The sequence below is a fragment of the Solibacillus sp. FSL K6-1126 genome (genome assembly GCF_038003445.1).
In the GTDB taxonomy this organism is placed as follows: Bacteria; Bacillota; Bacilli; order Bacillales_A; family Planococcaceae; genus Solibacillus; species Solibacillus silvestris.
In genome coordinates this window covers 912,305-927,386 of sequence record NZ_JBBOPD010000001.1, presented here as the reverse complement: position 1 = coordinate 927,386, position 15,082 = coordinate 912,305, and the positions used below count along the sequence as shown (strand labels likewise).

11 protein-coding genes are annotated in these 15,082 nt (G+C 40.2%); all 11 read right to left on the bottom strand.

Translation table 11 applies throughout. The features are described from left to right. Positions 1-120: 120 nt before the first annotated feature. Positions 121-744, bottom strand: a complete 624-nt coding sequence (locus MHH44_RS04415) for a TVP38/TMEM64 family protein (RefSeq protein WP_014824625.1) — start codon at positions 742-744, stop codon at positions 121-123. Positions 745-883: 139 nt separating this feature from the next. After that, positions 884-2,053, bottom strand: coding sequence for a PDZ domain-containing protein (locus MHH44_RS04410; protein WP_340797926.1), 1,170 nt, complete (start codon positions 2,051-2,053; stop codon positions 884-886). Positions 2,054-2,390: 337 nt separating this feature from the next. Further along, positions 2,391-3,818, bottom strand: coding sequence for a S41 family peptidase (locus tag MHH44_RS04405; protein ID WP_008403592.1), 1,428 nt, complete (start codon positions 3,816-3,818; stop codon positions 2,391-2,393). A 126-nt stretch (positions 3,819-3,944) separates the two neighbouring features. Continuing rightward, complete coding sequence (locus MHH44_RS04400) at positions 3,945-4,517, bottom strand: peroxiredoxin family protein (protein WP_340797925.1); 573 nt, start codon at positions 4,515-4,517, stop codon at positions 3,945-3,947. A 109-nt stretch (positions 4,518-4,626) separates the two neighbouring features. Further along, positions 4,627-5,931, bottom strand: a complete 1,305-nt coding sequence (locus MHH44_RS04395; protein ID WP_008403594.1) for a murein hydrolase activator EnvC family protein — start codon at positions 5,929-5,931, stop codon at positions 4,627-4,629. A gap of 133 nt (positions 5,932-6,064) precedes the next feature. Beyond that, a complete protein-coding gene (ftsX, locus tag MHH44_RS04390) occupies positions 6,065-6,961 on the bottom strand; it encodes a permease-like cell division protein FtsX (protein ID WP_014824629.1) in 897 nt (298 codons plus the stop codon). Continuing rightward, complete coding sequence (gene ftsE, locus MHH44_RS04385; RefSeq protein WP_008403596.1) at positions 6,951-7,637, bottom strand: cell division ATP-binding protein FtsE; 687 nt, start codon at positions 7,635-7,637, stop codon at positions 6,951-6,953. The genes ftsX and ftsE overlap by 11 nt, the downstream gene beginning before the upstream one ends. A gap of 537 nt (positions 7,638-8,174) precedes the next feature. Continuing rightward, a complete protein-coding gene (locus MHH44_RS04380; RefSeq protein WP_008403597.1) occupies positions 8,175-9,389 on the bottom strand; it encodes a DUF4097 family beta strand repeat-containing protein in 1,215 nt (404 codons plus the stop codon). Between the two features lie 86 nt (positions 9,390-9,475). Then, complete coding sequence (gene uvrA / locus MHH44_RS04375) at positions 9,476-12,343, bottom strand: excinuclease ABC subunit UvrA (RefSeq protein WP_340797924.1); 2,868 nt, start codon at positions 12,341-12,343, stop codon at positions 9,476-9,478. A 5-nt stretch (positions 12,344-12,348) separates the two neighbouring features. After that, positions 12,349-14,331, bottom strand: a complete 1,983-nt coding sequence (uvrB, locus tag MHH44_RS04370) for an excinuclease ABC subunit UvrB (protein WP_008407310.1) — start codon at positions 14,329-14,331, stop codon at positions 12,349-12,351. Between the two features lie 358 nt (positions 14,332-14,689). Then, entirely contained in the window at positions 14,690-14,929 is a 240-nt protein-coding gene (locus MHH44_RS04365) for an IDEAL domain-containing protein (RefSeq protein ID WP_008407312.1), read from the bottom strand. Between the last annotated feature and the right edge of the window lie 153 nt (positions 14,930-15,082).

The following is a 15,082-nucleotide window of genomic DNA, read 5'->3' as shown; positions in this document are numbered from 1 at the left end:
CACCTCACTTCTATTTCTTTCTTCTATTATAATATAAGAATGCATGTTCGCGCATTAATTGCCATCATACAAAAAAGCCCTGTCTTTTCACAATTTGTTAAAAGACAAGACTGAAGCTTTTTATTTATGTTTTCGTAATTTTCCAATCTCACGCAAATCTCTTTCCACACGCTTATTTAAAATGTGTTCGATCAATTTGCCGATTCCCCAAATAATTAAAATAATCACAGCTGAAATAATAAGTTTTCCAGGAGAGGTTAAAATATCACGTAGATCACTGCCTAAATAGCTAATCAAGAAGATCAAGATCGGTTTTGAAATAAGGAGTGTCAAAAAATAATATTTCTTTTTTATATTGGATAATCCCGCGACCGTATTGACAACGACAACAGGTGTAAAAGGCAGGCACAGTAGCACAAACAATGGTGTAAATCCTCTAATGTCCACCCAGTTAATCAGTTTTTTCACTTGTTTCTGCTCTTTAATCCGACGGAAAAGGCGATACTTCCCAAACATGCGAATCATGAGAAAGAACATGTAGGAGCCTGCGACCGTTCCAAGCCATGACAGTAAAAACCCCCAAAATAACCCGTAAGCTGCAGCATTGGCAATGATGATTACAAACAGCGGCAATACAGGGATAAATGATTCCAGGAACGTTAAAAAAATGCCGAAAAACGGACCTAACAGTTTATATTTTTCTACAATTGTTTCAATATTATCGATTGTCATCCAATCTAACATAACAGCTCACCCCTACCAAAAACGATAAAAATTCCTGAAGCTACACAATGTTGTCTAGTACAATTTAATCTTAACATAATTTCTTTATACCCGTTTTTACCAAAAAAAAGAACCTCGTCTTAACGAGATTCTTTTGAAATTAACTAACAACTAATAATCCAATTTTATGGTTATCATCTCGATGGACAACATGCTGGGCTAGACGCAATTCGCCTGAATGATCAAGCACTTCCAAGCGACAATGGGCAGCATTAATCTGCAATGCTTTGTACAAATCTTCTTCTGTAAAAACATCTTGTCCATTTACACGTTTAATAATTTCACCTGCGGCAAGTCCCATTTTCTCAGCAGGCGAATCTGGTAAAATGCCGGCAATCATTACACCTTTATCACTGCGTACAACAGCATAACTGTTGCGGTCCTCTGAGCGACTATAATGAATACCGATAATTGTACGGGAAATTGCACCTAATGCTAATGCAGCTGCACCTAGTATCGGCAGGAAATAAGCGGCTAATCCGACGACCAGCACAAATTGTCCTATCATAATAATCGAACGTCCCATTTGCGGATACACATTCATCGGCAGCTTTTGGCGGACCATCTGCTGGAATCCGATAATAAACGGGAAAACAATGATCGAAAACTGTTCTGCTCCGATCGTAAATTGTGGCCAATATGGTGCAAAGTTTTGAATGCCTTCACCTGGAATAATCGTAAAGACAGGTAAAATCCAAAGCTGCTTACTGAAATAGCCTATCCCATTTAATCCACGCTTTGTTTTCTCCACAATCGGTGAAGCAAAACGGGCACCATACCGGCGAATTAAAATTCCTTCCGCCATGAGTAAGAGCCCCGTCATCATCGGAATTGTCATAACAAGATCATTTGTAACATTTCTGCCTGCCAATTCAAGTGTTCCAATTGTATATGACCAATCTTGCCATTGCATCCAAACGATTCCACAAAAAGCAACCGCCATCACAATCGCTGGCGATAATAATTGATACATATAAATGAATAAACCTACGAAACTTACAATAAAAACAATTGTCAATAATTCGAGTGATACTGTTAAGCCTATTACAAGACTAAATAAGGAAATAATAACGGACAGTATAAAACCCATCGCAAGCATATTTTTCAGCTCGGACCAGCCACCTAGTATCCGTCGGTTAAAATACCTTCGTTCGCGCTTCACTCGGCGATATCCTAAATAAACTGCGGAAATGATGGCGACATAAAACAAAGGATTTATAAAAAATCGGCCAATCCCTTTTAAAATTTCAATTAAAATTGTTCCATCCATATTCTCACCTACCGTACGAATAATTGTACCAAATCCTTTCCGTAATGCGTAGTCCCATTTGTACCGGAAATAAAATAAAGGCGTTGTCGAACTTGTATAATTCGACAACGCTCTCTTTATTAATATTGCTTTATAATGGATTCACCATTTTAATCGGGTGTTGATTTCCATTCCGGGTCGGACGCTTTCCCCGGGCACGGCTCGAGCCTGTAGTCTCTCGCTCGTGCTATTCCCGGTGGAGTCGCCTCCCCTCCATTCCAATCAACTAGCTTTAGAAATTATTTTAGTCAACTCATACTTTTATATAGGGCAATTAAATTCCTAATAGAAAAGTCCATCACTCAAACTGATGCATAATATAACTGATCGCCATCTGCAGTTGCATGTCATTTACTTTTGACTGTTTGAATGTTTGCAGTTCTTCTGTTAATTCATGGAAAAATACTTCATCCATATAGCTTCCTTCTGCAATATCATGCTTTTTTCTGAAGCTTTCCACTTCCTGTGCTGTATCCTTATCAAAGAATCCATCTGTTCGGCTGATGCTGTAGCCGAGTTCACTTAAAATACGCTGGCTGTAGGCAACTTCTTCACTGTATTCTCCCTCTTCAAAGCGGCCTTTCAGTATTTTTGTTTCTACACTATAAAGCGGATGCTGTGTCACTTCGACATCTGGTTCAATCCCTACATCATGGATCCACTTTTTCGAAGGAGTAAGCCATTTATTTGTCGACAATTTTACTTCTCCGCCATTTTGAAGATCCCATGTTTGTTGGACCGTTCCTTTACCGAAGCTCGTCACCCCAATAATGACCGAACGTTTCCAGTCTTGCAGGGCACCGGCAAACACTTCACTGGCTGATGCGCTTCCTTCATTTTGGATAAGTGTTAGAGGTGTGTCACGCAGCCAATTTACATAAGGCTGGAACTGTTCCACTTCCTTTGTTTTCAGTGGCTCTGTTACACCGTCATGATTTTGCATATACGCAAAGATTTTTTCTTTTTGCTCGAACATGCTCATCATTTGGGCAACACTATGTAAATAGCCACCTGGATTGTCCCGCACATCAATGATTAACCCTTCTACTTCCTCCTTCATCACTCCATCAAGAGCCTCTTTCCATTCTTCTGCTGTTTTTTCACCAAATAGATTGATTGTTATATAGCCGAGTTTTCTTCCTTCTACTTCGAGAACTTCAGCTTCCACCGTATCATTTTTCAAACGTTCTCTTTTCACGACCAACTTTAAATGCTGGTCCAGTTCCGGTCGATAAATGACAAGTTCCACCGCTTCTCCTTCTTTACCATACATCAGCTTACGAACTTCCCCCATAGATTTTCCGTCAAGTCTTACTTCATTAATTTGTATAAGCTCATCCAATGGTCGAATGCCCGCTTTTTCTGCAGGTGAAGCTTTAATAGGGGCCACTACGATAATCTTGCCATTCGCATCTGCCAATTCAACACCGATACCGATTCGTTCACTTGCGAGCGTCTGTTTATGTAATGCTGCTTCTTGCTCCGAATAATAAGTACTATAAGGGTCATTTATTGCATTTGCCATCCCTCGCAGTGCACCCTCCACCAATTTTTCAGAGTTGACATCATAAACTGATTCGCTCGTGATTAACTGATGCAGTTCATTGACTACCGCAAAACTCGCCTGTTCCTCCTGTGGCTGCGCCTTGATTTTCATTACACCATAAACAATTATTCCGATACACACCATCGCAACTACTAATAAAAAAATCCGACTTTTACGCACGAGTTCTCCTCCGTTCCATAAAATTTATGAAGCGAATGAAAGTTTCATACTTATAAAGTCGAATTTAAACGTCCTAAAGTGAAGATATTTTAAGGTTCCTGATCCAAATCGTCTCAATTCCTGCACTTAATCTAGTTGAATGACATTTTCCCGCAATGCATCCAAATCGAGTGGACCAATTATTTGCTTTTGTATTTTCCCTGAAGTATCAATCATGTATGTTGTTGGCATCGTCATAATTTCATATTGATAGGCAACAGCTTCAGTTTGTTCCAGTACGATTGGGAAGGTGATGTCATAACTTTTTAGAAACTGCTCTACACGCTCCAGCTTTTCGTTTGCGTACGTCATATTGACACCGACAATTTCCACATTGTCTTCTTCACGGTATTTTTCGTAGTATTTTTGCATATGCGGCATTTCCGCTTCACATGGCGGACACCAGGTTGCCCAGAAATTCAGTACGACACGCTTCCCTCTCAGCTCCGAAAGTGTCAACGGCTCGCCCTGTAAATTATATAATGTAAAATCCGGTGCAAACTGACCTTTTTCGAGGCCGACTTCTTCATCCATTTCAACTTCTTTCCCTAATGCATGCTCGTTGATTGCAGTACTTTGATCGATTTCAGCTTTTATGTAAGTGCCAAGCATCGTGATGACAAGCACTAAAATAATACCGACTCCAACATTTTTCTTCATCAACTTCACCCCACATTTCTTCCTATTAGTACATTATCATAACTTTTAGATAATTATTCAAACGAAAAAGGCAAAACTTTAATAATTAAAGTTTTGCCTTTTATATAACTTACAGTGAAATATAGTTTAATGGGTTGACGGCGTTTGAACGACTGCCGTTCCATTCACCGACATGGATCTCAAAGTGTACATGAGGTCCTGTTGAGTTCCCTGAATTCCCAAGTCTTGCAATTTGCTGACCTTTTGAAACAGATGCGCCAACACTCGTATTAAATCCGCTTAAATGGGCATACGTTGTCGTGAATAATTGTCCTTCAATCGAGTGAGTAACCATTACAACATTCCCGTAACCATTCATCGAACCAACATAGGAAACAACACCATCCGCTGCTGCAACAACCGGTGTTCCGATTGAGTTGGCAATGTCAATTCCTAAGTGATTTTTACTTCCGATTGGTCCAATATCACGCCCACCGAACCCTGATGTAAAACGGCCCGCTGCAGGTCTTGTCCAATGTCCTGAAGAAACAACCGGCAAGTTTCCGGAACTTACAGTACTATTGCTACTGCTACTGTTTTGTTGTTTCTTTTTAGCAGCCGCAGCTTCCAATGCCTTTTGACGGGCAACTTCCGCTAATCGGCGCTGTTCTTTAAGAAACTTCTCTTCCAGTTCTTTACTTAATTCTACCTTATCATCGTACTCTGCTTTTAGTTCTGTTTTCTCAGATCGTAGTTTCGCTTCTTCTTTTTCAAGCTCTGCTACTAACTGTTTCTTTTCTTTCTTTTGTTGATTTAACGAAGCCATCAAACTTTTCAATTTCGCTTTATTCGCTTCAAGCTCTTCTTTCGTCTTCACAAGCTCCAGCTTTTGAACTTCAAGTTTTTCCTGGTCTTCCTTTTGCTCACGCATAATTTGACGGTCAGCGTCCATAAGTGTGCTTACAGCAGAAAAACGATCGATAAAGTCTACGAAACTATTTGCTCCAAGCAGGACGTCAAGGTAACTAACTGTACCTGATGACTGAATCGCCCGTGCACGCTCACGCAATAGTTCATTACGTTGCTCAATCTTCTCTTTTAATTCTGCGATTTCATCTTCTAAAATAGAAATCTCTTCGTTTGCAATTTCAATATCCAATTCGACAACGGCAATACTATGATTCGTTTCATTAATTTTTGCACCCAGTTGCTCCAGCTGCGAAATAATTTTTTGCTGTCTGTTTTGATTTGTTTGAATCTCGTTTGTTTTTTGTTCGAGTGATTTATTAATTGATTTCTTTTCTGCTTCGAGTTGACTGCGCTCTTTTTTCAGTTCACTTAATGATGCTGCGGATGCTGCCGGTATTTGAACAAATAGTACTAGCGCAAGTATTGCTGCAATTGTTTTAAATGAACGCGTCGTTAGCTTCTTCAAAAACTTTTCCCCCTAAATGCATGGGTAATAGTGGCTCTTTTTGTCTCTCTAAGATGTAAAAAACGAGCCACTTCCCACTATTTTCGTCATTGTCAATGTTGCCTTGGCAATGTGTGACAGTCGCTGAAAGAAGTTATACTTTTAAAAACTTACGAACTGACATGAAACTTCCCCATATACCGATGAACATCCCGATGAAGATGATTAATCCGTTCACCTGATACATAAGTGGTGTTACTTCTAACATTTGGAACAATTCCCCTTTTAATCGAGGTGCCAATAAATCATAAATATTGTAATAAGCAATTGTAACGGCTGCGACTGGAATAATAGATCCAATTAAACCAAGCCACATTCCTTCCAATACAAATGGAATGCGGACGAAAGAATTTGTAGCCCCTACAAGCTTCATAATTTCAATTTCATCTTTACGTGCAATAATCGTAATGCGAATGGTATTAGAGATTAAGAACATCGCTGTAAACAGCAGTCCTAAAATTAATACGAGTCCAACATTACGAGCGATTTCTAAGAAGTTAAATAGTTTTTCTACTTTACCCTCGCCATATTTTACTTCAAAAGTATTGTCTAAGCTATCAATCTGCTTGGCGACATCAGCTGTTTTCAAAGGATCGACAGCCTTGACGTACAGCACATTATATAACGGGTTGTTCTGTTCGAATAAACTTAATTCATCACCAAAATCTTTGATTAACTTACTTAATTCTTGTTCTTTAGAAGAATATGTAACTTCCTCGACATCCGGCATATTATGAATCTCGTCAAGAAGCTGCTCTTCTGCCAATTTTGCTTCTTCCGCTTCCGGAATAATATCAATCATGACACGAATTTCAACATCGTTTTCCAAATCGGAAGCGACTTTGTTTAAATTCATCATAATCGCAGCAAATACACCGACCAATAATAATGTAACCGTTACAGCACTGATGGAAGCCAGTGTCATCCAGCTGTTACGGCCTAATGATTTAAAACTTTCACGGAAATGACGGGCAATTGTTCTAGTTTTCATAGCCGTAGTCACCTCCGTACTCATCACGGACGATCATTCCGCCTTCAATTGCAATAACTCTTTTACGCACAGTATTTACGATTTCACGGTTATGTGTTGCCATCAAAATCGTCGTACCTTGGCGATTAATTTCCTCAAAAATATTCATAATTTCCCACGATGTTTCCGGGTCTAAATTTCCTGTAGGCTCGTCCGCAATCATCACTTTCGGACGGTTTACAATCGAGCGGGCAATTGCTACACGCTGCTGTTCTCCACCTGACAGCTCATTCGGCAGCATTCGCACTTTATGCTTTAAGCCCACCAGTTCAAGTACTTCCATTACCCGTTTACGGATGACGCTTGGCTGTTCTTCAATTACTTCCATCGCGAACGCTACATTTTCATACACTGTTAAGCGCGGCAATAATTTAAAGTCCTGGAAGACGACACCAAGATGACGGCGTAAATGAGGTACGCGATTATTTTTTAGCGTTCTCAAATTAATGCCATTAATGATGACATCGCCGGAAGTCGGTTTTTCTTCACGGTACATCAACTTAATAAATGTCGATTTACCTGCTCCACTCGGGCCAACAATATACACAAATTCACCTTTTTTTATATGAACCGTAATCCCGTTTGCGGCGACGACCCCGTTAGGATACTTCTTCACTACATTATTCATTTCAATCATTCACGAAACCACCTAAGCTCAATATCTAGAATTTTAAATTTTAGTCTTACCCATTATAGCATTTTCAAGCTCAAATTTTATTACATTTTCTTTTCAATGTAAGCCCCGTCTCGTTTTCAGGCTCCCGGAGCGCCATGACAACATTACAAAATTTCATTTGTTCATAAAATTTCATAGAATTACACTTATTTTTTGGTTTTCGTAATATAAATGTTAAAGTATGAAATGTTCTTAATATAATAAAATACTCTACACTATTTTTAATTATTCGACGATTTTACTGAAAACCCTTCTCAACATTTGGATTATTATGGTATTTTTAGGGGGATTTTTAAAAAAATTCTTTTTCCATGTAGGAATGCGGCAATTTGTGACTTTTTATTGGAGATTTGACGGAAAACAAAAAGTTCGAATAGGAAAAGCACCCAAATTCTTTGCGAGAAAATGGATGCTTGATTTTATAAGGAATTTATTTCTTTGAAGAATTAGTCACTCGAGCTTCACGGAATCCGGAAAGCTGTAGCTAAAATCCTACGCCTATTGCAGCGTATAGCGTACCAACACTGTACCTGTGCGAGATTCTCCTACTAATTTCAAGAGTTTCGCGCCTTCCAGTTCTTTAGTGAAACGTACCGATTTTGACAGAAATTGCTCTTCTTCTTCTGTAAGCAATACATCACTTAAACCGATATCTGCTTTTCCGAAGTTCGAGTAAACCTGACCGTCCAGTGCCACTGTTTTCGGCACGTAAATTTCTACTGAACCTGCTAGAGCACGGGCCTTAATTTTATGCGCTTCCGCACTCGTTGTTGTAATGACAACATGTCCATTCATCGATTCAGCTTCTACTTCATTTAATTCGCCATCTACATATATACGTCCATTCGCTGTGCCGATTTCCAAATCTTCACCTTTAATATGACGGGCTTCTACTGCACCGTTGCTCGTTTGCAGTTCCGCATGATCAAATGTTGCATTTTCCAGACGGATTACCCCGTTATGTGTACGCGCTTTAACCAACTTTGCGTCAACCTGTTCGATTGAAACGCTACCTGTTAATAGTTTTGCGATTATTACGTCATAATGTTTCTCTGGAATAGCTACTTGTACTTTCACTTGTGCAAATTTATTTGTAGATTGTATAAATAATTTGTCATTTGTCAGCTTCGACATATTTTCCGTTGCCTGTGCAATCGTTTCTTCTTCTGTACCTCTCAACGGCGTTTTTCCTGTCACATTTACAGTAACTAATTCATCCGCAGCGCGTACGATATCGATTTTACCATTGGCGATTTCCAGCTCTACCCCTTTAACATCAGCTACAGGGTAAGCATACGTTTTAGTAAACTCAACTTTTTCTCCAAACGGTGTATCAATATCAAGTTCTTTAAACTTGGATAATGCTGCACCGACCAATCCTGTCATGCGTGTGCTGAATTGTGATAAATCCTGTTTGATATCGCCCATGAACTCGTCCATCTTTTTATTAAATTCTTTATCGTTAAATGACTTGCCGAAAATATCTTCAAATCCTGTTGTTTTACGTTTTTCTTTTTGCTCTTCAAAAACCGGTTCTGCCTTATGCGGCTCTTCCCCAAACTTTTCTTCAAAAAGCGGTTGCTCGACTGGTGCTGCTTGTGATGGAGTGGATTCCTTTTCCGACGACAATTTTTCCAGTAATACAATTGCCTCTTCTGCCGTAATTGTACCGCTTTCAACTAATTTTAAAATGCGTTTACGTTCTTCTTGCATAAAAAAATTCCTCCCTCTGCTTCGTATATAGTTATTATACGAGGAGGGAGGACGAAAAGTTTCGTTTGCGCTCTTAGTTTTTCAATCTATTTATTTTGCGCTTCTTTAATTCTTGATTCCATACGTTCACGGTCGCGCTCCAAAATCGGTTTTAAGTAGCGGCCTGTATAACTTTCCTTCACTTCGGCTATTTTCTCCGGTGTACCTGTCGCTAAAATTGTACCGCCACCTTCGCCACCTTCAGGACCTAGATCAATAATATGGTCGGCTGTTTTGATAACATCGAGATTATGCTCAATCACAAGCACGGTCTCACCGTTTTCGACTAAGCGCTGCAGGACAATCAGCAAACGGGAAATATCATCGGCATGCAAACCAGTTGTTGGTTCATCCAAAATATAAAATGACTTACCGGTTGAACGACGGTGCAATTCCGACGCCAATTTCACACGCTGTGCTTCACCGCCAGATAATGTAGTTGCAGGCTGACCAAGCTTCACATATCCAAGACCCACATCGACAATCGTTTGCAGTTTACGCTGAATTTTCGGCAAGTTCCCGAAAAACTCCAATGCATCTTCTACCGTCATTTCCAAAATATCGGAAATATTTTTATCTTTATATTTTACTTCAAGTGTTTCGCGGTTATAACGCTTCCCATGACAAACTTCACACGGCACATAAACATCCGGTAAGAAGTGCATTTCGATTTTAATAATGCCATCTCCGCGGCAAGCTTCACAACGTCCGCCTTTTACGTTGAACGAAAATCGCCCTTTTTTATAGCCGCGCACTTTCGCCTCATTCGTCATAGCAAATACATCGCGAATATCATCAAATACGCCAATATACGTTGCAGGGTTAGAACGTGGTGTACGTCCGATTGGCGATTGGTCCACATCAATAACTTTTTCAAGTTGTTCTAAACCTTCTATTGTTTTATGCTTGCCCGGTTTTACTTTTGCCCGGTTCAGTTTTGATGCGAGCGATTTATATAAAATCTCATTCACTAATGTCGATTTACCAGAACCGGACACACCTGTAACGGCGATGAACTGACCTAGCGGGATATCGACACTTACATTTTTCAAGTTATTTTCAGATGCACCTTTAATCTTTATTTTCCGGCCATCTGATTTACGGCGTTCAAGCGGCAGTGGAATAAATTTCTTCCCGCTCAAATATTGGCCGGTAATCGACTCTTTGTTTTTCATGACTTGCTTCGGTGTCCCTTGTGCAATGACTTGACCGCCATGTACACCGGCACCCGGACCGATGTCGATTAAGTGATCCGCTGCCATCATCGTGTCCTCATCATGTTCGACGATAATTAACGTATTACCGAGGTCACGCATATTTACAAGTGTATTAATTAACCGGTCATTATCACGTTGATGGAGCCCGATTGACGGCTCATCCAAAATGTATAGTACACCTGTTAAACGGGAGCCGATTTGAGTGGCCAGTCGAATACGCTGTGCTTCCCCGCCGGATAATGTTCCAGCAGATCGTGCAAGTGTTAAGTAATTTAATCCGACATCCAATAAGAACTTCAGTCGTTCAATCACTTCACGAATAATTAAATTCGCAATCTGGCGTTCTTTTTCCGTTAATTCTACTGAACTAAAGAACTCATACATTTCCTGAATGGAGTGGCGTGTCGCTTCTGAAATGTTCTGATCTTTAATTTTCACTGCAAGTGTTTCCTTTTTCAGACGGTGCCCTTTACAAGTCGCACAAGGCTGTTCGGTCATGTACTTTTGCATCGATTCACGTACATAGTCTGAAGAGGAATCTTTAAAGCGGCGTTCGATATTTGCGATGACGCCTTCAAATTCGATATTTTTCTTATGCATACTGCCATAATCATTTGTATATTCAAATAGAATTTTCTCTTTTCCAGAACCGTATAAAATTTTATCCATTTTCTCCTTAGGAATATCTTTTACCGGTACATCCATTGGAATGTTGTAATGTTTGCATACGGATGCCAACAGCTGCGGGTAGTAGTTGGACGATACGGATTCCCATGGTGCTATCGCATTTTCAAGCAACGTTAAATCCCAGTTGTGAATGACTAAGTCGATATCGGCCTTTGCTTTACTTCCAAGCCCATCACATGTAGGGCAAGCTCCGAACGGACTGTTGAATGAAAACATGCGCGGCTCGAGTTCACCAATTGAAAAGCCGCATAATGGACATGCATGATGCTCACTGAATAACAGCTCCTCATGATCGATCACATCGACTAGAACGCGGCCATCCGCAATTCTGAGTGCTGCTTCAAGGGAATCGCTTAAACGCGTTTCATTGCCCTCTTTTACGACAACACGGTCCACGACTACTTCAATTGTATGTTTTTTGTTTTTATCCAGCTCGATATTATCATCGAGATCACGCAGTTCCCCATTTATACGGATACGAACAAAGCCTTGTTTTTTCAAGTCTTCAAGCAGCTTCACGTGCGTTCCTTTTTTGCCTTCAATAACAGGGGCAAGCAGCTGCATTTTCGTGCGCTCCGGATATTCCATCAGGCGGTCAACCATTTGTTCAACTGTCTGTGATGTAATTTCAATCCCATGTGTCGGGCAATACGGTTTTCCGATACGCGCAAAAAGCAGTCGCAAGTAATCGTAAATTTCTGTTACTGTTCCAACTGTTGAGCGCGGGTTACGGCTCGTTGTCTTCTGGTCAATCGAAATCGCTGGTGACAGTCCTTCAATTGTATCGACATCCGGCTTGTCCATTTGTCCTAAAAATTGTCGTGCATATGCAGACAATGATTCGACGTAACGACGCTGCCCTTCCGCATAAATCGTATCGAATGCCAGTGAAGATTTACCGGAACCTGAAAGCCCTGTCACAACGACAATTTTATCGCGTGGAATTGTGACATCAATATTTTTTAAATTATGCGCTCGTGCACCTTGTACGACAATTTCTGTATTTTTCACATTGTTCACCCTTCTGCTTTCAATTCAAATATCATGTCACGTAGTTCAGCCGCGCGTTCAAAGTCCAGCGCTTTTGCGGCTTCTTTCATTTCAACTTGCAATGTTGCAACAAGCTTCTCCAGCTCTTTTTTCGTAAGCTTTTTACCACCTGTCACTTTTGTAATATATGTTTCTTCCTGTTCCGCAGCTTGTGTGGCGCGGATAATATCAGGAATCTTTTTAATGATTGTTTTCGGTGTAATACCATGTTCTTCATTGTAAGCCATTTGGGTTTCACGACGGCGCTTTGTTTCACTGATCGCCTTTGTCATTGAATCCGTCATATTATTGGCATACATGATGACATGACCGTTTGAGTTACGCGCAGCACGTCCGATAGTTTGAATAAGCGAACGTTCCGAACGGAGGAACCCTTCCTTGTCCGCATCCAAAATTGCGACAAGAGATACTTCGGGAATATCAAGACCTTCCCTTAATAAGTTAATGCCGATCAGCACATCATACGTCCCTTTACGAAGTTCCCGGATAATTTCGATCCGTTCCAGCGTTTTGATTTCCGAGTGCAAGTATTCGACTTTCAAGCCCATTTCTTTTAAATAGCTCGACAAATCTTCGGACATTTTCTTCGTCAATGTCGTGACGAGTGTCCGTTCATTACGACGGATTCGCTCATGAATTTCATCGATCAGATCATCAATTTGCCCTTCAATCGGACGGATATCAATCGTCGGATCAAGCAGCCCTGTCGGACGAATAATCTGTTCCACCATTTCCGGTGTATGCTCTAATTCATAAGGTCCTGGTGTTGCCGATACATAAATGGCCTGGCTTACTTTCGATTGAAACTCATCAAACATGAGCGGACGGTTATCCAGTGCGGACGGCAGACGGAAGCCATGCTCGACCAATACCCCTTTACGAGCCTGGTCTCCATTATACATACCACGTACTTGCGGTAATGTAACATGGCTTTCATCAACGACAAGCAAAAAGTCTTCCGGGAAGTAATCAAGTAATGTATACGGCGTCGCCCCTGCTTCACGCAATGTTAAATGGCGCGAATAGTTTTCGATACCTGAGCAGAAGCCCATTTCCTTCATCATTTCCAAATCGTAATTTGTCCGTTGCTCCAAGCGCTGTGCTTCCAGTAAACGGTCTTCCGAACGCAAGACGGCAAGTCGCTCCTCCAACTCTTTTTCGATATTTTCAATCGCAATTTTCATTTTCTCTTCACGGGTAACGAAGTGGGATGCCGGAAAAATGGCTACATGCTGACGGTCCCCTAAAATTTCGCCCGTCAGTGCATCCACTTCACGAATCCGGTCAACTTCATCTCCGAAAAACTCGATTCGGATACAGTGTTCATCGCGTGAAGCCGGAAAAATTTCGACAACATCCCCGCGTACACGGAACGTACCGCGTGTAAAGTTAATATCATTACGTTCATATTGAATGTCGACTAGTTTCCGCAATAGCTGATTGCGCTCGATTTCCATCCCTGTACGAATGGAAACGACCATTTCACGATATTCTTCCGGATTACCGAGACCGTAAATACACGATACGGATGCGATAATAATGACATCTTTCCGTTCAAACAAAGCAGTCGTTGCCGAGTGGCGCAATTTATCGATTTCTTCATTAATACTTGAATCCTTTTCAATGTACGTATCAGTTTGCGGTACATACGCTTCCGGCTGGAAATAGTCATAGTAGCTGACGAAATATTCAACCGCATTGTCCGGGAAAAATTCTTTAAACTCACTATATAATTGGCCGGCCAGTGTTTTATTGTGTGCCATCACAAGCGTCGGCTTATTCACTTCTTTAATTACATTGGAAATCGTAAATGTTTTACCCGTACCTGTCGCCCCAAGCAATGTCTGGTGACGCTTGCCTTCTTTAACTCCCTGTACGAGCTGTTTAATTGCTTCCGGCTGATCCCCGGCAGGCTGATAGGCGGACTTTATTGTAAAAGTTTCTGTCATATTTAGATTGTCCTTTCTGTCACTAATGGTATCTTCTATTTTAACATACCCGTTTTTAATTTACGATAAAATTGCGAACGTACATTCGAATTTAGTGTGGCGTTAGCGTTTTAGATGTTTTGTAGGATTTATTAGAACTTTTGTGGTGGATATTAGAAAAGTACGGTGACTTATTTGAAGATTAGAGCCGGTTATTTGAAAACACCGAGCACTTATTAGAAGAATTATCCTTTTTATTAGAAAATAACCAATTTATTAGAACTATTTTAATTTTATTAGAATCTTTCCATCATATATTAGAAAACAACCGGAGCCCCGATTTTGCCCATAAAAAAAACCACCTGGAATAGGGTGGCTTTTACGAAACAGTTTCCAATAACTCTTTTAACTCTGTAGTATAGCTGTAAAATGCTTGTTCGTTCTTTTGATCTAACGATGTATCGATAAGTAACTTTAATTGTTCAATACGTTGCATCCGCTGCAACCGACTAATAAATAAATCTAAATAAATTTCATTCAATAGCTTCTCTGCATGATGTTCAGTGGACTGCTGACTAACCGCTTTTAAAAAGTCTGTATACGAATAATATTTATCCATCGATATCACCTCGACCTCTTTTACCCATTATAAGTTAAAAATCATACAATTTGCAATATATTCTGAAAAATTATCATATGACAGAATTTTCTAAATATAATGTTGATTTTTAGCACTTTATGCAGTAGTTTAGATGTATAGTGAAAATTTAAG

Bases quoted from the DNA above. Each gene is read 5' to 3' on its own strand.
- MHH44_RS04400 (WP_340797925.1), bottom strand. From the start codon at position 4,517: ATGAAGAAAAATGTTGGAGTCGGTATTATTTTAGTGCTTGTCATCACG.
- MHH44_RS04410 (WP_340797926.1), bottom strand. From the start codon at position 2,053: ATGGATGGAACAATTTTAATTGAAATTTTAAAAGGGATTGGCCGATTT.
- MHH44_RS04415 (WP_014824625.1), bottom strand. From the start codon at position 744: ATGTTAGATTGGATGACAATCGATAATATTGAAACAATTGTAGAAAAA.
- ftsE (WP_008403596.1), bottom strand. From the start codon at position 7,637: ATGATTGAAATGAATAATGTAGTGAAGAAGTATCCTAACGGGGTCGTC.
- MHH44_RS04380 (WP_008403597.1), bottom strand. From the start codon at position 9,389: ATGCAAGAAGAACGTAAACGCATTTTAAAATTAGTTGAAAGCGGTACA.
- ftsX (WP_014824629.1), bottom strand. From the start codon at position 6,961: ATGAAAACTAGAACAATTGCCCGTCATTTCCGTGAAAGTTTTAAATCA.
- MHH44_RS04365 (WP_008407312.1), bottom strand. From the start codon at position 14,929: ATGGATAAATATTATTCGTATACAGACTTTTTAAAAGCGGTTAGTCAG.
- uvrB (WP_008407310.1), bottom strand. From the start codon at position 14,331: ATGACAGAAACTTTTACAATAAAGTCCGCCTATCAGCCTGCCGGGGAT.